The following is a 19,481-nucleotide window of genomic DNA, read 5'->3' on the forward strand; positions in this document are numbered from 1 at the left end:
TAGAAAGGTCTGGTTTCATGCGCACCAAGCAGTTCAAGGCCGAGAGCAAACGGCTGCTCGAATTGATGATCAACTCGATCTACACCCACCGGGAGATCTTTTTACGCGAACTGATCTCCAACGCCTCCGACGCGATCGACAAGCTCTACTACCACTCCCTTTCGGAGAATCTCACCGGGCTTTCGAGGGACGACTTCTCGATCGAGTTGGCCCTCGACAAGGACGCCCGCACCCTTACGATCACGGACAACGGCTGCGGCATGACGAAGGACGAGCTCGAAAGCAACCTCGGCACGATCGCCAAGTCGGGCTCCCTCGCCTTCAAGCAGGAGGAGGACGGCGAGCACAAGGAGGACATTGACATCATCGGCCAGTTCGGCGTCGGGTTCTATTCGGCGTTCATGGTCGCCTCCCGCGTCACCGTCTACAGCCGTCCCTATGGCTCGGACGAGGCGTGGAAATGGGAGAGCCGCGGCGTCGAGGGCTACACGATCGAGCCCTGCGAAATGGACGGCCACGGCACAAAGATCGTGCTGACCCTCAAGGAGAACGAGGGGGAGGAGAACTACGACGAATTTCTCGACCCGCACCGCGTCTCCGCGCTTGTGAAACGGTACTCCGATTACATCCGCTACCCCATCCGCATGGACATGCCCGCCCGCCGTCTCAAGGAGGGCTGCCCCGAGGACAAGCCCGAATACGAGGACTACACCGAGCACGAGACCCTCAACAGCATGGTGCCCATCTGGAAGAAGAACAAGTCGGAGCTGAAGGATGAGGACTACAACAATTTCTATAAGGAGAAATACTTCGACTTCGAGGACCCGGCGCTCGTCATCCACAGCTCCACCGAGGGCGCGGCGACCTACAACGCCCTGCTCTTCATCCCCGCCCGCGCCCCCTTCAACTACTACTCCCGCGACTACGAGAAGGGGCTCCAGCTCTACGCCTCGGGCGTGCTCATCATGGACAGGTGCGCCGACCTGCTGCCCGACTGCTTCAGCTTTGTAAAGGGCCTCGTCGACTCGCAGGACCTCTCCCTCAACATCTCCCGTGAGATGCTCCAGCACGACCGCCAGCTCAAGGTGATCGCCGGGCGGCTCGAAAAGAAGATCCATTCCGAGCTGCTCTCGATGCTCAAAAACGACCGGGAAAAATACGAGAAATTCTGGAAGAACTTCGGCCTCCAGCTCAAGTTCGGCGTCTACAACGATTACGGCGCCAAGAAGGACCTCTTGCAGGATTTGCTGCTCTTCCATTCGTCGAGCGAAGAAAAGCTCGTCACCCTGTCGGAGTACGTCGGCCGCATGAAGGAGTCGCAGAAATACATCTACTACGCCTGCGGCGAAACGGTGGAAAAGATCGGCCTGCTGCCCCAGACCGAGCTGCTCCGCGATCAGGGCTACGAAATCCTCTACCTCACCGACGACGTCGACGAGTTCGCGCTCCGGATGCTTTTCAAGTACGAGGACAAGGAATTCAAGTCGGTCGCCGACAAGGACCTCGGTTTGGAGACCGAGGAGGAAAAGGAAGAGATCAAAAAGCAGAACGAGGAGAACAAGGACCTGCTCGGTTTTCTGCGGGACGCCCTTGACGGGAAGGTCAAGGAGGTGCGCCTCTCCAGCCGGCTCAAATCCCACCCCGTCTGCCTCTCGAGCGACGGCATGGTTTCGCTCGAGATGGAGAAGGTGCTCAGCGCGATGCCCGGCGAGCAGAAGCCCAAGGCGGAGCGGGTGCTGGAAGTCAACGCCTCCCACCCCGTCTTCGCGGCAATGCGGAAGCTCTACGCGGACGAGGGCGGCCGCGACCGGCTGAAACAGTACGCCTCCCTGCTCTATTCGCAGGCGCTGCTCATCGAGGGGATGTCGATCGACGACCCCGTCGCCTTCTCCAACGCCATCTGTGACCTCATGTCAAAATAACGAACCACGGGCTTACAGCGGACAGCATTTTTGTGCTGTCCGCTTTATTTGTGCGATGTGCTGAAAATCCATTGACTTTTTTCGTGCAGGTACTATAATGACTCCGTTATTATGATGTGAACAGGGGACGCTTATGGATCAAAATGTCAATTCGCGCGGGTACCTCTTCCAACTTACCTGGCCGATCTTCGTCGAACTGGTCCTCCAGATGCTCGTCAGCAACGTCGACCAGATGATGGTGGCCCGCACCTCCCCCACCGCCGTCGCAGCGATCGGCAACGCCAACGTCATCACCAATCTGCTCCTCATCTCCTTTTCGGTCATCTGCATGGCGGCGACCATCCTGATCACCCAGTACATCGGCGCGGGCAGCACCGAGCGGGTCGCCCAGACCTACACTGTTTCGCTCGTGGTCAACGTCACGCTCTCGCTTGTCATCTTCGTCGCCCTCACCTTTTTTTCCACGCAGATCTACGGGCTGATGGGGGTCCCGGCGGAACTGATGCCCGAGGCGGGCGCCTACCTGCGCATCATCGGCGTCGGCATGCCCCTGCAGGCCATCCACCTGACCTTCGTCGCCTTCTTCCGCGCGCACGGCCTCACCAAGCAGACGATGTTCATCTCGATCGTCATCAACCTTTTGAACATCGCCGGCAACTTTGTCCTCATCGGCGGTATGGGGCCGATCCCCATGCTCGGCGTCGCGGGCGCCGCCATCTCGAGCGACCTGTCCCGCCTGGTCGGCGTCGTCATCGTCATCTGGCTCTTTAAGCGCACGATCCGCACCCCCGTCGACTTCCGGAACCTGCGGCCCTTCCCCGTCGACCATCTGAAGCGCCTGCTCAAGATCGGCATCCCCTCGGGCGGCGAGTCAATCTCCTACAACCTGACCCAGATCGTCATCCAGACGATGTGCAACTCCCTGCCCATCTACGTCATCACGGCGCGCGCCTACTCCAACATGTTTGCGATGCTCTCCTACATCTACGGGTCCGCGATCGCGCAGGCCACCCAGATCATCGTCGGCTACCTGATGGGCGCGCGGAAAGTCGAGGAGACCGACCGCCGCGTCAACGCGACGCTGCGCGCCGCGATGCTCGTCTCCTTTGTAATCTCGCTGCTGCTCTTCCTGCTCTGCGAGCCGCTCTTCGGGCTCTTTACGAGCGACCCGCAGGTGCTCTCCATGTGCCGCACGATCATGGGCATCGAAATCCTGCTCGAGCTCGGCCGCGCGGCCAACATCGTCCTATTCCGCGCCCTTCAGACGGCGGGCGACATCCGCTTCCCCATCTGCCTCAACGTCACCACCGTCTGGACGGTCGCGGTCGGCGGCGGCTACCTGCTCGGCGTCGTCCTCGGGCTCGGGCTGCCCGGCATCTGGATCGCCATGACCTGCGACGAGTGCTTCCGCGGGCTCGTCTCCTTCCTGCGCTGGCGCAGCGGAAACTGGCGCTCCAAGCATCTGCTCGACTGATTGGGGCATACTAGGGAGAAATGATTCTCTCGAGGTGATCCCATGAAACAGCATATCAGCAAGGTCGCCATCATCGGGGCGGGACTCGTCGGCTCCTCCACCGCGTTCAGCCTTTTGACGCAGGGGCTCTGCGACGAAATCCTGCTCGTCGACCGCGACGCCGAACGCGCCCACGGGGAGATGATGGACCTGCGGGACGGCATCGACTACCTTGGCCGCAACATCCGGGTGACGGCCGGCGGGTACGCCGGCTGCGGCGACGCGGACATCGTCGTCATCACCGCCGGGCCGCCGCCCCGCGAGGGCCAGACCCGGCTCGACACCCTCGGCCTCTCGAAGGAGATCGTCCGCTCGATCGTCGGGCCGGTCATGGAGGCGGGCTTCTCAGGCATCTTCCTCATCGTCTCCAACCCGGTGGACCTCATCGCGCAGGACGTCTGGAAGCTCTCCGGCCTCCCCAAAAGCCAGGTGATCGGCACCGGCACCGCGCTCGACTCCGCCCGCCTCAAGGCGCTCCTCGGCGGGCTGGTCGGCGTCGACCCGCGCAGCGTCCACGCCTTCGCGCTCGGCGAGCACGGCGACAGCCAGATGGTCCCCTGGTCGCGCGTCACCGTGGGCGGCAAGACCTTTGCCGAGGTCCTGCGGGACAATCCCGACCGCTTCGAGGGGGTCGACCTCGACCGGCTCGTCCACGACACCGTCCAGGCGGGCTGGGAAATCCTCAAGCGCAAGGGTACGACCTACTACGGCATCGCCGCCACCGCCGCGGGCATCATCAAGTGCATCCTGCACGACGAAAACCGCATCATCCCCGTCTCCACCCTGCTCGAGGGGGAGTATGGGGAATACGGCGTCTTCTGCGGGGTGCCCGCGGTCATCGGGCGCGGCGGGGTCCAGGAAATCGTCCGCCTCCCCCTCACCGGCGCCGAGGAAGAAAAATTTCATGCCTCCTGCGAGGTCCTGCGCGGCTTCGTCAAGGACCTGTGAAAAAGCGTCCCGCTTGAATGCGGGACGCTTTTTTGTCATGCCAGCCCGAACAGCCGGGCCGCGCCCGCGACGAGGAAGCAGACGATCATGCCGATCACCGTCGGCACGAGGAAGGAGACCGCCGTCCACTTCCAGCTCTGCGTCTCCCTGCGGATGGTCAGGCAGGTCGTCGAGCAGGGCCAGTGCATCAGCGAAAAGAGCATTGTGCACACTGCCGTCAGCCAGGTCCAGCCGTTGTCGACGAGCAGCGTCTTGAGCTGTGCGAGATTGTCGAAATCGAGGATGCTCCCCGTCGCGAGATAGGCCATGATGATGATCGGCACGACGATCTCGTTGGCCGGGAACCCGAGGATGAACGCCATGAGGATCACACCGTCCAGCCCGAGCAGCCGCGCGAAGGGATCGAGGAAGCCCGCGCAGTGGGCCAGCAGGCTCATATCCCCGACGGTGACGTTGGCCATCACCCAGATGACGAGCCCCGCCGGCGCCGCGACGGCGATCGCGCGCCCGAGCACGAAGAGGGTCCGGTCGAAGATCGAGCGGACGATCACCTTGCCGATCTGCGGACGGCGGTAGGGCGGCAGCTCGAGGGTAAAGGAGGACGGCACCCCCTTGAGGATCGTGCGGGAGAGGAGCGCCGACACCGCAAAGGTCATCAGCACGCCGAGCACAATGACCGCGGTGAGGATCAGGGTCGAGACGACGGAGGAAAACGCGCCCATCGCGCCCCCGACGAAAAACATCGTGATGATTGCGATAAGGGTCGGGAACCGCCCGTTGCAGGGAACAAAATTATTCGTGATAATCGCGATCAGGCGTTCCCGCGGCGAATCGATGATGCGGCAGCCGGTGATCCCCGCCGCGTTGCATCCGAAACCCATGCACATGGTCAGGGCCTGCTTGCCGCACGCGTGGCAGCGTTTGAAGCCGCGGTCGAGGTTGAAGGCGATGCGCGGCAGGTAGCCGGAGTCCTCCAGGAGAGTAAAGAGCGGGAAGAAGATCGCCATCGGGGGCAGCATGACGGAAACGACCCATGCAAGCACCCTGTAAACCCCTTCGACCAGCAGGCTGTTCACCCAGAGGGGCGCGCCCATCCAGACGAAGAATTCCGTCAGGCGGTCCTGCACCCAGAAGAGGGCGTCCGCCAGCAGCTGGGAGGGATAGTTCGCGCCGGTGATCGTCAGCCAGAAGACGACGGCGAGCATCAGGAGCATCACCGGGATGCCGGTGGCACGGCTGGTGAGGATACGGTCAAGTCGGCGGTCGCGGTCGTTGTAGCCCTCCCTGCGGAATGTCACGACGTCCGAACAGGTCTCCTCGGCGTGGAGGACAATGGAGGAAACGATGATGTCCCGCAGCTTTTCAATGGAGAACCCCTGCCCCGCCAGCAGAGCGCGCGCCCGCTGAAGCGCGGACGCGACGCCGTCGTTGGCGAGGAGGTTGCATCTCTGATAGCTTCCCAGCGCTTCGATCAGCTGGGTATCGTCCGCGAGCAGCTTGAGGGAGATCCAGCGGGCGGGGATCCCGCCCGTGCAGAGCGGTTCCACAGCGGGCGCGAGCAGCGCGAGCGCGTCCTCCACCGCCTGCGGATACCGCAAGCGGACCGGCTCGTAGCGGTCGCTCTCCACCACACGTCCCACGGCGTCCATCAGCTCGTCGAGTCCCTCCCGGCTGCGCGCGCTCGCGCCCACAACCGGTACGCCGAGGTTCTCCGAGAGCTTTCCAAAGTCGATTTCGATGTGTTTTTTCCGCGCCTCGTCCATCAGGTTCACGCAGACGACGACGCGGTCGGTGATCTCCAGCGTCTGGAGGACGAGGTTCATGTTGCGTTCGAGGCAGGTCGCGTCACACACGACCACCACCGCGTCGGGGTCCCCGAAGCAGATGAAGTCCCGCGCGACCTCCTCCTCCACCGAATGCGCCATCAGCGAATAAGTACCCGGGATGTCCACCATGATGTACTCGCGGCCTTTGTGGGTATAGCGCCCCTGCGCGTTCGTGACCGTTTTGCCCGGCCAGTTGCCGGTATGCTGGTTGAGCCCGGTCAGCTCGTTAAAAACCGTGCTTTTTCCGACATTCGGGTTGCCCGCCAGCGCGATGACCCGTTCGCCCGCGCCCCTTTCGATGACAAAGCCGCTGTCGACCGCACGTTTTCCCGTGGAACCGGATGTTAAGCCCACTGAAATCTCCCCCTATGTCGTCGTTTTAGTTACAGCGCACCAGTATGTTTTGGGAATCCTCCGAGCGCAGCGCGATGACCGCCCCGCGAATGTAATAGGCGACCGGGTCCCCGGCGGGGCTCTTTTGCAGGCACTCGACGTCGGTCCCCTCAATCAGTCCGATGTCCTGCAGCCTCCGCCGCATATTTCCGGTGGTAAACAGGTCGATGACCCGTGCGACGCGCCCTTCCGGCACGCGGTTTAAAGGGATCATATCTTGGTTCATGGTTTCTTCTCCAAATCTATCTGAATTTCGGGGGCTTTGTGGATTGCCCCCTATTAGCCTATTCTCCTCGATGTGGGAGCGTTCCTGATTTTTCACCCGCGTCTCCCGGCTTGCCGCCCGTCCGTTTTTCTGGTAATATGGAGTCGTTCCAAGAAACCTGTGAATGGGGGCCCTCCTGTGAACGATTCCGGTCGAAAACCATCCGCCGTCTTGCAGACGGCGGCCATCCTGCTGCTCGTGTTCGCGGCCCCGATCGCCGCGCTCTATCTTTTCCTGCTGACCCTGGCCACCGGTTATTCCGTCCTCTTCGCCCTGCTGCCGATCGCCGCGGCCGTATTCTGCATCCTGCTGATTCTGCTGCGTCCGGGCAGGGCCCGGCGGAATGTGGGGATCGTTTTCGCGGGGGTCGTCCTGCTTTCCGCCGTCTGCCTGGGCGTCCAATTCGCACACAACGCCTACGACCGCTACCTGACGGTCGAAGACGGCGCGCCCTTCGACACGGCCGATTACCTGCCCTTCGCGCAGGATTCCAAGGTCGCGCGGCTGGACGGCCCGGCAAGCCTGCGGCTCGGCGAGCCGCTCCCGGTGGTGGACGGCGCGACCGCCCTGTTCCCGGTCTATTCCGCCTTTGTGGGCGCGGTCTATCCGCCCGACATTCTCCCGCTCGGCTCGGCGGACGGCCCCTTCCAGTTCCACAACACGATCGGCGGCTACGCTCTGCTCGCCAAAGGCGAGGTGGACGTGATGTTCGGCGCGTACCCGTCGGAGGAACAGATCGGGGAGGCCCGCGCGGAAGGCCGGGAACTGCGCTTCACGCCGATCGGCCGGGAGGGGTTCGTCTTTTTCGTCAACCGCAATAACCCCGTCGAAAGCCTCACCTCGGAGGAGATCAGGGGCATCTATTCCGGCGGGATCACCAACTGGAAGGAGGTCGGCGGACGCGACGAGCCGATCCTCGCTTTCCAGCGCAACCAGGGCAGCGGAAGCCAGAGCGCGCTCGTCCGCTTCATGGGGGACGCGCCCCTGATGACGCCGCCCACCGAGCAGGTCGAGGACCTCATGTCCGGGATCATCGAGCGGACCTCCGACTACCGCAACCACAAGAACGCGATCGGCTTCTCCTTCCGCTACTATGCCGACCAGCTGGTCGGCAACAAGGGCATCAAGCTGCTCGCGGTGGACGGCGTCGCGCCCACGGTGGAGAACATCCGGGCGGGCCGCTACCCGCTGACGAGCGAATTCTACGCCGCCACCACCCAGAGCACCGAGCAGATCGACGCGCTGCTCGAATGGATCCTCTCCCCCGAGGGGCAGGAGCTGATTGAACGGACCGGCTATGCCGGAATCAACCCATAGAGAAGAGGCCCCGCCGGGAACCCGGCGGGGCCTCTTCCATCACCTATTCAAGCCGCAGCGGTGGTCCGGACGGGCCGTCCAGCGGGGCGCGCTCGTCGGCGCGCAGGACGCCCGTCTCGCGGTCCATCTCGAGCATGTTCTTCCAGAACCGCTTGTACATGTGGGTCATCCGGCACTTGGGGTTGTAGCGCCCCTCGATGCCGATGCGGTCGTAATACCGCCGCCAGAGGGCGCGGAAGTTCCGCTCCTGTGCGTCCGCGACGGGCAGCGCCAGCTCGCTCACCGGGCGCACCACCCACTCGTAGGGGCGGTAGAAGAGAGCGAATCCGTGCGTCTTGTCGAAGATCATGAACTGCTCCTCGGGGAAGCGGCCGATGAAGTGGGGCGCGAGGCTCTCGAGGATGAGCGCCTTCGGCTCGATGACCGAGACGAGCGCGCCCCCGTAGTCGGCGAACCGCAAAAACTCCTTCATAAGGTGCGCCTCATTGCGCTGGAACCGAACGAGCTTGAAAAACTCCCCCACGTCGGGGTCCGCGAGATTGCCCATGATACGCGGGCCGTGGGCGTAGAGGGCGCGGATAAACCGGTAGGCGCGGTATTCCCGGCCCTCCAGGCAGGAGCACCAGCCGTCGCGCACCCAGGCGGCGGCCTCCGGGTCGAGCTTCAGAAGCGAACGCCACACCCGCGCCGCGTGGGCCTCGTCGGAGACGACCGGGCGCGACGGGTAGAGGGTGGGTGTGCCCTCCGGCAGGATGTCGAAAGGGACCTCCCGGCGGGTGTAGCTCTCGTAGACGCAGCAGAGCGTCCCTTCCAGGCTCTCCTCACAGAGGTAGACTAGATCTGTCCGGTCAGGCACTGCACCACGTCCTCCCTGCTTGGATTGCGGTCAAAGAGCGAAAGCTGCTCGGGCGCCTCCTCCGGCAGCCGCGCCCGCTCGTAGTCCCGCTCGGAGATGAGCGCGCGCAGCACCGCGTCGGGGGTGACGACGAGACCCTCCGCCATCTTCCCCGAGCAGAGCAGGAAATACTGCGCCCTTTTCAGCACCACGCCGATGCGCTTGAGCCCTTCGAAGGTGAGCGTGCTTGTCCGCCGCGCGGCCACGATCCGCTGGGCGCTCTTGACGCCGACGCCCGGCACCCGCAGCAGCATCTCATAGGGGGCGCGGTTCACCTCGACGGGGAACTGGTCCATGTGGTTGATCGCCCAGTTGCACTTGGGGTCGACGAGCGGGTTGAAGCTCTGGTGCCCCTCGTCGAGCAGCTCGGAGGCGTCGAAGCCGTAGAAGCGCAGCAGCCAGTCCGCCTGGTAAAGCCGGTGCTCCCGCAAAAGCGGCGGCCGGGTGTCGAGGGAGGGCAGCAGCGCGTCCTCCTGCACCGGCATGTACGCCGAGAAAAACACCCGCTTGAGCCCGTATTTCCTGTAGAGCCCCTGGGTCAGCCGCAGGATCTGGAAGTCGCTGTCGGGCGTCGCGCCGATGATCATCTGGGTGCTCTGGCCCGCGGGCGCGAATTTGGGCGCGTGGCGGTAGCGCACGAGGTCGGAGGAGTTCTCCGCGATGCCCGTCTGGATGAGCCCCATCGGGCGCAGAATGTCGGCCTTCGACTTGTCGGGCGCGAGCCGCCCCAGGCTCTGCTGGCTCGGCAGCTCGATGTTGACGCTCATACGGTCGGCCAGCAGCCCGAGCCGCGCGATCAGCCGGTCGTCCGCACCGGGGATTGCCTTGGCGTGGATGTAGCCGCCGAAGCGGTATTCGCCCCGCAGGATCTCCAGCGCCTGGATCATCCGCTCGCAGGTGTAATCGGGGTTTTTGAGGATGCCCGACGAGAGGAAGAGCCCCTCGATATAGTTGCGGCGGTAGAACTGGATCGTCAGTTCGGCCAGCTCGCGCGGAGTGAACGCCGTGCGGCGCACGTCGTTCGAGCGGCGGTTGACGCAGTATTTGCAGTCGTAGACGCAGGAGTTGGTCATCAGCACCTTTAAAAGTGAGATGCACCGGCCGTCGGAGGCGAAGCTGTGGCAGATGCCCGCCTTTACGCAGCTTCCGATGCCGCCCTTCTCCCCCTTGCGGTCGACGCCCGACGAGGTGCAGGCCGCGTCGTACTTGGCGGCGTCTGAAAGAATTTCCAGTTTTTCCATCAGGTCCATGTGGGTGATCCTCCATCGAACATACGTTCTCTTCCTATTTTACCCCACGCTGGTCCAAAAGTCAACACGCCAAATTTACCCGTTTTCTCCCGAAGCCCCGTTAAACTCATACGCGATCCGCGGGCTGCCGTCCTCCACATGGATGACGCCGCGCCGCGCGAAGCCGTGCTTTTCGATCAGATGCCGCATCGTGCCGTTCCTTTCATGGGTGTCGATCCGCAGGCACTCCATCCGCCCCCGGCAATACGCCACGCACTGGGCGAAGACGCCCTTTCCCGTGCCGTCGCCGGCGACCCGGTGGATCGTGCCGTAGGGCCCGTCATGCTCCCACGCCCCGTTTTCCATCTCCGCATAGGTCGGCTCCTCCCCGGTCGCCAGCACGAACGCGCCGTGGATCTTATCGCCCTCCGTGACGACGTAAAGCTGCCCGCGCCTGAGATCCTCCTCGAGCAGCTCCCGACGCGGATAGGAGCTCCCCCACTGCGCCGGGTTGCCGTTTTCCGCCATATACCGCCGGGCCGCCGCGTAAATCTCCAGAATCCTGCCGAGCTCGTCCGGTTTTGCAGGACGCACCATCGCGTTTCCCCCTCTATCCTTGCTACGGGTATTTTACCGCAAAAGGGCCTTTTGGCGCAAGCGGCTGGAAATGCGGAACGGTTTGTGATATTCTAGGAAAGTACGGCAACCCTAACAATATCCCAACAAAAGGAGCCTGGACATGAAACATTATCCTCTGAATGAAAAACAGTTCCTCGCCGATCTGCGGGGGCTCTTACAGATCAAGAGCGTCAACGGCGGCTGCGGCCCCGTCACCGACGAAGCGCCGCTCGGCAAGGGCGTATACGACGCGCTCGAATACATGCTGGCGCTCGGCCGGAAGTTCGGCTTCCGCACCAAAAACCTCGACGGCTACTGCGGCTGGATCGAGATGGGCGAGGGCAGCCGGCTCGTCGGCATCATCGCCCACGTGGACACCGTCCCCGTCGAGGAGGACGGCTGGCTCGCGCCCCCCTTCGACGGCACCGTGATCGACGGCCGCCTCTACGGGCGCGGCGCCTGCGACGACAAGGGCCCTGCCATGACCGCCCTCTACGCGATGAAGGCGGTCGCGGACAGCGGCCTCACGCCCGGCAAGCGGGTGCGCCTCATCCTCGGCGGCGACGAGGAGGCGGGCGACTGGCGGTGCATGGCCCGCTACCGCAAAACCGAGGAGGCCCCCGACTGCGCCTTCACCCCCGACTCCGAGTATCCCGTCACCTATGCGGAAAAGGGCATCCTGCATGTGCGCATTTACCGCGCGCTCGACGAGGGCGTTCAGCCCCTTTCGATCTCCTGTCCGAACGCCTACAACGTCGTGCCCGCCCACGCGGAAGCGGAGGCCGGCGGCGTCCGTTACGAGGCGGCGGGAAAGGCGTCCCACGCGATGGCCCCCCATCTCGGTGTCAACGCGCTTGTGAAGCTCTGCGACGAGCTGCGCGCCAAGGGGATCGACCATCCCTTCCTCCGTCTTATGGAAAACGCGGGGCCCGAAAAATTCGGCGTCGCATTTTCCGACGAGCCTTCGGGCAGACTAACGGTGAATCCCTCGATCGCCAAGGTGGACGCCCGCTCCGCCGAGCTCAAATGCGACATCCGCGTGCCGGTGACCTTCACCGACGCGCAGGTGGTGGAGGCGCTCGCAAAGGCCGTCGCGCCGTTCGGCTTCTCGGTGGAGAACGAGTTCTTCCAGCCTCCCCTCTACGTGGAAAAGGACTCCCCCCTCGTGGCCACCCTGCAGGCGGTTTACAAAGAGTGCACCGGCCGGGACGACCCGCCCGCCTCGACGGGCGGCGGCACCTACGCGCGCGCCTTCAAAAACGCGGTGGCGTTCGGCGCGCTCTTCCCCGGCGAGGAGGTCACCTACCACAAGACCAATGAAAACTGGGCGCTCGAGTCGATCTGGAAGAACTACCAGATCCTCGCCAACGCGATCGAGGCGCTGTAGGGCTGTCTCCCCTTCCTGACTGTATACGGCGGGGCGGACGGCCCCGTTCCCCCCTGCGTTTTCGCGGGGGCGTATCCAATCAGGAAGGGGTTTTTTCATGGAAGAAAAACCGGATTTCAAACCCTTTGTACCCGCCGACCGGGTCGCGCCCGAATTCACCGTCGTCTCGCTGCTGCTCGGCTGCCTGCTGGCGGTGCTCTTCGGCGGCGCGAACGCCTATCTCGGGCTGCGCGTCGGCATGACCGTGTCCGCCTCGATCCCCGCGGCGGTCATCTCGATGGGGATCATCCGCGTGCTGCTGCGGCGGGACTCCATCCTCGAAAATAACATGGTCCAGACGATCGGCTCGGCGGGCGAATCAGTCGCCGCCGGCGCGATTTTTACTCTGCCCGCCATGTTCATGTGGATGAAGGAGTGGGGCGGCAGCGCGCCCTCCCTCGTGGAAATTTCAATGATCGCGCTGTGCGGCGGCGTGCTAGGCGTGCTCTTCATGGTGCCGCTGCGCAAGGCGCTCATCGTCCGGGAACACGGCGTGCTCCCCTATCCCGAGGGCACCGCCTGCGCCGAGGTCCTGCTCGCGGGCGAACAGGGCGGCTCCAAGGCGGGCACCGTCTTCGCGGGGCTGGGCCTGGCCGCGCTCTACAAGTTCATCGCGGACGGGCTCAAGCTCTTCCCCAGCGAGGTGCACTATGAGATCGGCAGCTACCGCGGCGCGGGCGTCGGGGTCGACGTGCTGCCCGCGCTGCTCGGCGTCGGCTACATCTGCGGGCCGCGCATCGCCTCCTATATGATGGCGGGCGGCGTTGTGAGCTGGCTGGTGCTCATGCCCCTCATTGCCCTCTTCGGCGGGGACGTCCTGCTCTTCCCCGGCCTCAAGCCGATCTCCAAGATGGCGTCCACCGACATCTGGAACAGCTATATCAAATATATCGGCGCGGGAGCGGTCGCCGCGGGCGGCATCCTCAGCCTTGTCAAGTCCCTGCCTCTCATCGTGCGCACCTTCGGGCAGGCGGTCAAGGGCTACGGCGGCGAAAAGGGCACCGGCCTGCGCACCGACCGCGACCTGCCGATGGGGGTCATCGGCGCGCTCGTGCTCATCACCATCGTCTTTATCTGGCTCTTCCCGCCCATCCCCGTCACGCTGCTCGGCGCGGTGTGCATCGCGGTGTTCGGGTTCTTCTTCGCGACCGTCTCCTCCCGGCTGGTGGGGCTTGTCGGCTCGAGCAACAACCCCGTCTCCGGCATGGCGATCGCGACGCTGCTCTTCTGCACGATGCTCCTCAAATCCACCGGCAGCGCCGGGCAGGGCGGCATGATGGGCGCGATCGCCATCGGGTCGGTCATCTGCATCATCGCCGCGATCGCTGGCGACACCTCACAGGACCTCAAGACCGGCTATATTCTCGGCGCAACCCCGCGCAAGCAGCAGCTCGGCGAGTTGGTGGGCGTGGCCGCCGCCGCGCTCGCGATCGGCGGCGTGCTCTACCTGCTCGACATGGCCTGGGGCTACGGCTCCACCGAGCTGCCCGCCCCCCAGGCGATGCTCATGAAGATGGTCGTCGAAGGGGTCATGGAGGGCAACCTCCCCTGGACCCTCGTTTTCGCGGGCGCAGGCATCGGCGTCGCCGCCGAGATCCTGCGCATCCCCGTGCTCCCCTTCGCGGTGGGCATCTACCTGCCCATCCACCTCTCCGTCCCGATCATGACGGGCGGCCTCGTCCGCCTGTGGTTTGAAAAGCGCCGGTGCCGCTCCGAAGAGGCGCGCAAGGACACGGTTGAGCGCGGCGTCCTCTACACCTCCGGCATGATCGCGGGCGAGGGGCTCATCGGCATCCTGCTGGCCGTCTTCGCCATCATCCCGGTCGGCAAAGACGCCGCCGGCGAGGCGGTCAGCCTGGGCAGCGCCATCGACCTCTCCCGCCTGACCTCCGGGCTCGGCGGCTGGGCGGCCCTGCTCTCCCTCGCGGCCTTCGGCCTGCTCATCCTCTCCCTGCTGGGCGCGGCCCTCCGCAACCGCCATGACGCGGCGTGAGCGCCGGTCCCGCAACTACCTCGAATTCATTCCGCTGCGCGACCCCGGGCTTCCCTGGCGGGAGCGGGAGCCGGGACTCGTCACGCTGACGGCCGCGCACCGGGGATTTTTCAACCGTGTGGCGCAGCGGTGCTTCGGACGGCCCGCGGCAAGCAGGATCGACCTCGACCAGCAGGGCAGCTTCGTATGGCTCCAAATCGACGGCGCCCGCCCGGTCGGGGAGATCGGCGCGCTGCTGGAAGCGCGGTTCGGGGAGGAGGCCGCGCCGCTCTACCCGCGCCTCGTGCGGTTTATCGAGCTGCTGCGGGAATACCGGTTCATCCGGTGGAATACAGAATGATCCATTGAACTTTGCCCGGATATCCGCCGGACAAGCGGAAAAAGGAAGGACGCGGCCATGGCCGCGTCCTTCTTTTTATTATGCAGTCTCCCGGCGCTTCCGGCGCTGGATGTTGTTGAGGATCCGCACGCAGGCGGAAACGAGCAGGATGCCGATCGCCAGCGCGCCCGCGATGCCCAGCGTGTGGATGCCGGTGTTCATGAAGTTCATCATATCGCCGTTGATGCAGTATTCCATCGTGTAGTAGATGCCGCCGCCCGGCACCAGCGGGATGAGGCCCACGATGAGGTAGACGGTGGCGGGGGATTTCTGGAGGCGCGCCATGATCTCGGAATAGGCAGCGACCGCGAGGATTGCGGCGAACGACTGGGTGATGTCGTTCTGGAGCCAGCCGCAGAGCAGGTAGACGCACCAGCCAACCGCGCCGCCGAGCGACGCGAGCAGCAGCATCCGCTTGCGCATGCGGATGTTGAAGACCAGGCAGTAGCCGACGCACCCCATAAAGGAGTAGAGGCAGGGCAATAACAGTTCCATCAGATCCCCTCCCTACAGCATCCGCGCGACGGCGAGCGCGGCGCCCGCGCCGAGCGCCATTGCCGCGGCAGTGAGCAGCGCCTCGGTGAGGCGGGCCTGTCCGGCAAGGTAATCCCCCGCCATGATGTCCCGCATCGCGTTGGTGATCGCGACGCCCGGGACGAGGTTCATGAGCGCGCCGATGACCATCTTGTCGATGTTCTGTCCCAGTCCCAGCCCCACGGCGGCCACCGCGAGCATCATTGTGACGCCGCTTGCGATGATGTTGACGAAGACGGCGTTGGCCTTCCAGCGTTCCAGCGCGAATACGACAAAGAACATCGCCAGCCCAATGACGGCCGCGCAGCCCGCGTCCGCGAGCGTCCCCCCGAAAAAGAGGGCGAAGGAAAACGCGATCAGCACATACCCTGCGCACCGCCGCGCGGGCGGGGAGCCGCCCAGGCGGCGGATTGCCTCCAGCTCGCCGTACGCCTCCTCCAGCGGGACCTCCCCTCGGCAGATGCGCCGGCAGAGGGCGTTCAAAAGGTCGATGCGGTCGAGGTTGGTGCCGCGCGCGTAGATACGGCGGGTCTTGCTGACCGTGCTGCCGTCCCCAAGCGTGATCGACACGATGATGCAGGTCGGCACCGCGAAGACGTTCGCCTCCCGCGCACCGTAGGCGCTCACCAGCCGGTAGACCGATTCCTCCACGCGGTAGGTCTCCGCGCCGCTCTCGAGCAGCTCGCTGCCCACGTCCGCCGAGACGTGCAATAGCTCGTTGTAGTCCAAGGCCCTTCCCCTTCCGTACCGAACTGCAAAATCCCGTAACAGTATACCATAGTTCCCCCGCGCAGACAATGGCGCGGCGGAAAAGAGATCCCGTTACACAAAGGTCAATTTCCCAATTAATTGGATATATTGTGTGACTGATCCACATTTTTCGTTCCCGCCAAAAAGCTAAAAATCATTGATTTTCTTGGGAAAAATATAAAATTTCTGTCACAAACTAGATAAAATATTGTTTTGTGACTGGCGTGTGATTACCAAATGCTATATTTTGGTTGTTACCAATGGCAAATGCTGGGGTTCTGTTAAAAAAGCCGAACTCCACGGAAATAACAGGAAGGGTGTGGACAAAGATGAGCGATCCGGCGGGAAAACCGATGGACCCCGCTTCGTTCCTCATCCAGGTGCAGTTCCGTCAGAACGCCACCTGGCAGGGCAGTATCCAGTGGCTCGACAAGAAAAAGACCCAGCGGTTTAGAAGCACGCTGGAACTCATTCAGCTCATGGACAGCGCGCTGGATTCGCGGGGCCCGGACGAGAAAGCGGTCGCGGCTTGGAATGATTCGGACGCCGGTACAGTCCCGGCGCAGAAGCAGGAGGAAAAGGAAGATGAGTAACACGAAGAAGCTCTTGGCGGCCCTCATCGCGGCTCTGCTCGTACTGACGCTCGTTCCGGTGAGCGCTCTGGCGGCGTCCTGCACAGTAAATATTGTATTTGCAGTGCATGACCCCAATTTAACTACTGGTTATACGTACGGAGATAGTGCCAGGTATGCAACCAGCAACGGCATCGTCCGTACCTCTGAAACAGTCTCGTCAAGTACTACGATGAATTGGACTTGGACTATCAAAAGCTATTCTCAACTAGGTTTTCAACCTGCATCCGGTTGGAAATTTAAGGGTGTAAATAAATACTCAATGGATAAGAATCTTGATGTACCCGCCTCTGTATGGAGGCCTGGGAAAACTACGAATATCACGTTCAGTGGAGAAACCCTATATTATGTTTTTGAGAGGACTACAACATCGTATACTATTACCTATAATCAGAACTGCAATGATACGGTTTCCAACATGCCTTCTCCCAACCCCCAGTCCGGAAGCACGACGGCGTCCTCCATTACGCTCAGCGGTAACCGCCCCACCCGTAGCGGGTATGAGTTTCAGGGCTGGTCGACTTCCTCGGGGAGCACGACCGCTCAATATCAGCCCGGTGGCTCCTACTCCCTGAGCAACGGAACGTCCCGGACGCTTTACGCAGTATGGAAACAGGCCCAGAAGTATCAACTGACCGTCGAAACACTCGTCGACAACGTAAAAGTTGGCGAGGGTACGGGCAGCGATGCTTATGCCGTCGGGACCACCGTTCAAATTGCCCCGGATAAAACCAAATTCAATACCGACGAGTACACATATACCTTCCAGGGATGGAGCATAAAAATCGGAAACGGCACCTTTACCAACGCCGGCAGCGAGAGTACCTCTTTCAAGACCGGAAACGCCGCTACCGCCATCCGCGCAAACTATCATGCGGAACGAAAGCCCGTCACCCCCGCAACGGTCAGTTTAACAGTCAACACCTATGTGAACGAAGAAATTGAAAAAACTGACACAAAAGACTATACAGATCGGGCAGTCTTTAATCTCAGCGCCAATAAGACAGCCTTCGACACAGAAAACTTCGATTATCAATTCATCATTTGGACCCAAACGAAGGGCTCGGGTCATTTCCAACAGAATGGCGAAAAGATGGAATCCCCGCGTTATCAAATCGTCGGCGATACTGTTTTAAACGCCTATTACACCGCCACCCCGAAAGCCGCCACGACCTTCACCGTCGCCTTTGACAGCAACGGCGGCTCCGATGTGGCTTCCATCACCGGCATCGTCCCGGGCAGCACGATCGACAGGCCCGCCGACCCGTCCAAAGAAAACTGCGACTTCTCCGGTTGGTACAAGGATGACGGCACTTTCGCCGAAGCATGGAACTTTGGCTCCGATACCGTCACCGAAAATCTCACGCTCCACGCCAAGTGGACTGAAAAGAGCGTTGACCCGCCCAAACCCGAAGTCGACCGGATCACACTCCTCTACGCCTCCGCCGACGGGCAGATCAACGAAACCCACTATATGGACGCCCCGTCAGTCGCCGGCCCGGTGGATCTGTCCGACGCGATCAAGAGCTTCGGCGGCTACCGCTTTGACAGCTTCTCCGTCTCCTCCGAGCCCAAGGAAGCCGCCGACACGGTCAGCCTGATGTCCGCGGAGGCCATTTCGGAGGAAGCTCCCGCCGCCTCCCTCCAGCAGGAGGTCGACGCGCTCAAGGCCGCGCTGGTCAAGGACGGCGTTTACGCCAGCATCGACGAGATCGACGCCGATCTGGACGACTACCGCGATCTCGCCGGACAGATCGACGAACTCAACGCCAAGCTGAAAAAGCTGGCGCATCAGGAAGAAGACAAGGACGACGCGTCCGATGAAAACCAACAGGGTTCCGATGCTCAGCAGGGCTCCGACGATCAGCAGGGCTCCGACGATCAGCAGGGCTCTGACGATCAGCAGGGCTCCGATGACCAGCAGGGTTCCGACGATCAGCAGGGCTCCGATGACCAGCAGGGTTCCGATGACCAGCAGGGTTCCGATGACCAGCAGGGTTCCGACGATCAGCAGGGTTCCGACGATCAGCAGGGTTCCGACGCCCAGCAGGGCTCCGATGATCAGCAGGGCTCCGACGCCCAGCAGGGCTCCAATGATCAGCAGGGCTCCGACGATCAGCAGGGTTCCGATACTCAGCAGGGTTCCGATGACCATCGTGACAGCGACAGCAAGGGCAACGAAAAACCGGCCCTTGAGGAGCAGATCGAATCGCTCGAATCGAATATCCAGTCCTACCGCGACGCGCGTTCCGAGCTCAAGCACAAGCTCGGCAGCGAGCTGATCGAGAAGGACGCGGCGCTCCGCTCCGCGGCGTTCCCGGCGCTTCTGTCGGACAATGCGATTGCCGTATCCGCAAACGACGTGGAAGTCAGCGGCAACACCTTCCAGTACGACCCGAGCAACGTCTATACCGTCATCTTCCACTATGTGAAGACCGGCGGAAGCAGCAATCCCGGCGGCGGCGGAAGCAGCGGCAGCGACCGCCCCGATACCCCCTCCACCCCGATCCTCAAGCCTAAGGACGAAACCGTCCCCGAAGGCCTCCTGACGATTGAAGATGAGGAAGTGCCTCTGTCCGCGCTCCCCACCAAGCAGGGCCCCAATACCGGCCGCGGCGGCGAACGCCATGCGAATCTCGCCGCGCTCACCCTCCTGCTCAGCGCCTTTGTCGGGCTGCTCAAGAAGAAATAACGGACTTATGAAAGTCGGGGGCCCGACGATAGGGCCCCCCACGTTTTGCAAGTTTTTTCAAAAATTAAAAAAACCAACCCATTACACAGAGGTATAAAAAAAAAAAAAAAGAATAAATATAATATATAAAACGACCACAAAAAAAAATA

General features: G+C 62.6%; 16 protein-coding genes. 9 read left to right on the plus strand and 7 right to left on the minus strand.

Features of this window, described 5'->3' with window-relative positions:
* Nucleotides 1-17: 17 nt before the first annotated feature.
* The 3 genes from htpG to RCI06_RS00595 all read left to right on the plus strand — a co-directional run bounded on the left by htpG (nt 18) and on the right by RCI06_RS00595 (nt 4,383).
* A complete protein-coding gene (gene htpG / locus RCI06_RS00585) occupies nt 18-1,922 on the plus strand; it encodes a molecular chaperone HtpG (protein ID WP_306573588.1) in 1,905 nt (634 codons plus the stop codon).
* A 133-nt stretch (nt 1,923-2,055) separates the two neighbouring features.
* The gene (locus RCI06_RS00590) at nt 2,056-3,396 is read left to right on the plus strand and encodes an MATE family efflux transporter (protein WP_101550439.1); all 1,341 of its coding nucleotides are present in this window, start codon (nt 2,056-2,058) and stop codon (nt 3,394-3,396) included.
* 42 nt (nt 3,397-3,438) lie between these two features.
* A complete protein-coding gene (locus RCI06_RS00595; RefSeq protein ID WP_302822535.1) occupies nt 3,439-4,383 on the plus strand; it encodes an L-lactate dehydrogenase in 945 nt (314 codons plus the stop codon).
* A gap of 35 nt (nt 4,384-4,418) precedes the next feature.
* Here RCI06_RS00595 and feoB read toward each other — a convergent pair whose 3' ends face one another.
* Both feoB and RCI06_RS00605 read right to left on the minus strand, forming a co-directional pair.
* The gene (gene feoB, locus RCI06_RS00600) at nt 4,419-6,563 is read right to left on the minus strand and encodes a ferrous iron transport protein B (protein ID WP_302822534.1); all 2,145 of its coding nucleotides are present in this window, start codon (nt 6,561-6,563) and stop codon (nt 4,419-4,421) included.
* Nucleotides 6,564-6,588: 25 nt separating this feature from the next.
* The gene (locus RCI06_RS00605) at nt 6,589-6,828 is read right to left on the minus strand and encodes a FeoA family protein (protein WP_101550434.1); all 240 of its coding nucleotides are present in this window, start codon (nt 6,826-6,828) and stop codon (nt 6,589-6,591) included.
* 177 nt (nt 6,829-7,005) lie between these two features.
* On the opposite strand from RCI06_RS00605, the gene RCI06_RS00610 reads away from it, so the two are divergent.
* A complete protein-coding gene (locus RCI06_RS00610; protein WP_306573590.1) occupies nt 7,006-8,184 on the plus strand; it encodes a PstS family phosphate ABC transporter substrate-binding protein in 1,179 nt (392 codons plus the stop codon).
* A 43-nt stretch (nt 8,185-8,227) separates the two neighbouring features.
* Here RCI06_RS00610 and RCI06_RS00615 read toward each other — a convergent pair whose 3' ends face one another.
* From RCI06_RS00615 to RCI06_RS00625, 3 genes are all read right to left on the minus strand, one after another.
* On the minus strand, nt 8,228-9,040 hold the full coding sequence (locus RCI06_RS00615; protein ID WP_306573591.1) for a TIGR03915 family putative DNA repair protein: 813 nt from the start codon (nt 9,038-9,040) through the stop codon (nt 8,228-8,230).
* Nucleotides 9,019-10,329: a putative DNA modification/repair radical SAM protein gene (locus RCI06_RS00620; protein ID WP_306573593.1), complete on the minus strand. Its 1,311-nt coding sequence runs from the start codon at nt 10,327-10,329 to the stop codon at nt 9,019-9,021. The genes RCI06_RS00615 and RCI06_RS00620 overlap by 22 nt, the downstream gene beginning before the upstream one ends.
* A 75-nt stretch (nt 10,330-10,404) precedes the next feature.
* Nucleotides 10,405-10,905 (minus strand): N-acetyltransferase, encoded by a 501-nt coding sequence (locus tag RCI06_RS00625; RefSeq protein ID WP_306573595.1) that lies wholly within the window; start codon nt 10,903-10,905, stop codon nt 10,405-10,407.
* A 142-nt stretch (nt 10,906-11,047) separates the two neighbouring features.
* On the opposite strand from RCI06_RS00625, the gene RCI06_RS00630 reads away from it, so the two are divergent.
* From RCI06_RS00630 to RCI06_RS00640, 3 genes are all read left to right on the plus strand, one after another.
* Nucleotides 11,048-12,313 (plus strand): Sapep family Mn(2+)-dependent dipeptidase, encoded by a 1,266-nt coding sequence (locus RCI06_RS00630; protein WP_306573597.1) that lies wholly within the window; start codon nt 11,048-11,050, stop codon nt 12,311-12,313.
* Between the two features lie 97 nt (nt 12,314-12,410).
* Nucleotides 12,411-14,345, plus strand: a complete 1,935-nt coding sequence (locus RCI06_RS00635) for an OPT family oligopeptide transporter (RefSeq protein ID WP_276870297.1) — start codon at nt 12,411-12,413, stop codon at nt 14,343-14,345.
* Nucleotides 14,332-14,685 carry a PqqD family protein gene (locus RCI06_RS00640; RefSeq protein WP_306573599.1) on the plus strand — a complete coding sequence of 118 codons (354 nt, stop codon included), beginning with the start codon at nt 14,332-14,334 and terminating at the stop codon, nt 14,683-14,685. The genes RCI06_RS00635 and RCI06_RS00640 overlap by 14 nt, the downstream gene beginning before the upstream one ends.
* A gap of 78 nt (nt 14,686-14,763) precedes the next feature.
* On the opposite strand, the gene RCI06_RS00645 is transcribed toward RCI06_RS00640, so the two are convergent.
* Both RCI06_RS00645 and RCI06_RS00650 read right to left on the minus strand, forming a co-directional pair.
* The gene (locus RCI06_RS00645) at nt 14,764-15,219 is read right to left on the minus strand and encodes a threonine/serine exporter family protein (RefSeq protein ID WP_101550418.1); all 456 of its coding nucleotides are present in this window, start codon (nt 15,217-15,219) and stop codon (nt 14,764-14,766) included.
* Nucleotides 15,220-15,231: 12 nt separating this feature from the next.
* On the minus strand, nt 15,232-15,987 hold the full coding sequence (locus tag RCI06_RS00650; protein ID WP_172439201.1) for a threonine/serine exporter family protein: 756 nt from the start codon (nt 15,985-15,987) through the stop codon (nt 15,232-15,234).
* Between the two features lie 350 nt (nt 15,988-16,337).
* On the opposite strand from RCI06_RS00650, the gene RCI06_RS00655 reads away from it, so the two are divergent.
* Nucleotides 16,338-16,601, plus strand: a complete 264-nt coding sequence (locus tag RCI06_RS00655) for a hypothetical protein (protein ID WP_306573602.1) — start codon at nt 16,338-16,340, stop codon at nt 16,599-16,601.
* On the plus strand, nt 16,594-19,332 hold the full coding sequence (locus tag RCI06_RS00660) for an InlB B-repeat-containing protein (protein ID WP_306573604.1): 2,739 nt from the start codon (nt 16,594-16,596) through the stop codon (nt 19,330-19,332). Before RCI06_RS00655 ends, RCI06_RS00660 begins: the two co-directional genes overlap by 8 nt.
* Nucleotides 19,333-19,481 lie beyond the last annotated feature (149 nt).

The organism is Anaerotruncus massiliensis (ex Togo et al. 2026), assembly GCF_030825285.1.
Lineage (GTDB): Bacteria > Bacillota > Clostridia > Oscillospirales > Ruminococcaceae > Anaerotruncus > Anaerotruncus massiliensis.

What these genes read in the sequence shown, in the direction of transcription:
- htpG (WP_306573588.1), top strand. Translation starts at nt 18, where the DNA reads ATGCGCACCAAGCAGTTCAAGGCCGAGAGCAAACGGCTGCTCGAATTG.
- RCI06_RS00590 (WP_101550439.1), top strand. Translation starts at nt 2,056, where the DNA reads ATGGATCAAAATGTCAATTCGCGCGGGTACCTCTTCCAACTTACCTGG.
- RCI06_RS00595 (WP_302822535.1), top strand. Translation starts at nt 3,439, where the DNA reads ATGAAACAGCATATCAGCAAGGTCGCCATCATCGGGGCGGGACTCGTC.
- RCI06_RS00605 (WP_101550434.1), bottom strand. Translation starts at nt 6,828, where the DNA reads ATGAACCAAGATATGATCCCTTTAAACCGCGTGCCGGAAGGGCGCGTC.
- RCI06_RS00620 (WP_306573593.1), bottom strand. Translation starts at nt 10,329, where the DNA reads ATGGACCTGATGGAAAAACTGGAAATTCTTTCAGACGCCGCCAAGTAC.
- RCI06_RS00625 (WP_306573595.1), bottom strand. Translation starts at nt 10,905, where the DNA reads ATGGTGCGTCCTGCAAAACCGGACGAGCTCGGCAGGATTCTGGAGATT.
- RCI06_RS00630 (WP_306573597.1), top strand. Translation starts at nt 11,048, where the DNA reads ATGAAACATTATCCTCTGAATGAAAAACAGTTCCTCGCCGATCTGCGG.
- RCI06_RS00635 (WP_276870297.1), top strand. Translation starts at nt 12,411, where the DNA reads ATGGAAGAAAAACCGGATTTCAAACCCTTTGTACCCGCCGACCGGGTC.
- RCI06_RS00640 (WP_306573599.1), top strand. Translation starts at nt 14,332, where the DNA reads ATGACGCGGCGTGAGCGCCGGTCCCGCAACTACCTCGAATTCATTCCG.
- RCI06_RS00645 (WP_101550418.1), bottom strand. Translation starts at nt 15,219, where the DNA reads ATGGAACTGTTATTGCCCTGCCTCTACTCCTTTATGGGGTGCGTCGGC.
- RCI06_RS00655 (WP_306573602.1), top strand. Translation starts at nt 16,338, where the DNA reads ATGAGCGATCCGGCGGGAAAACCGATGGACCCCGCTTCGTTCCTCATC.
- RCI06_RS00660 (WP_306573604.1), top strand. Translation starts at nt 16,594, where the DNA reads ATGAGTAACACGAAGAAGCTCTTGGCGGCCCTCATCGCGGCTCTGCTC.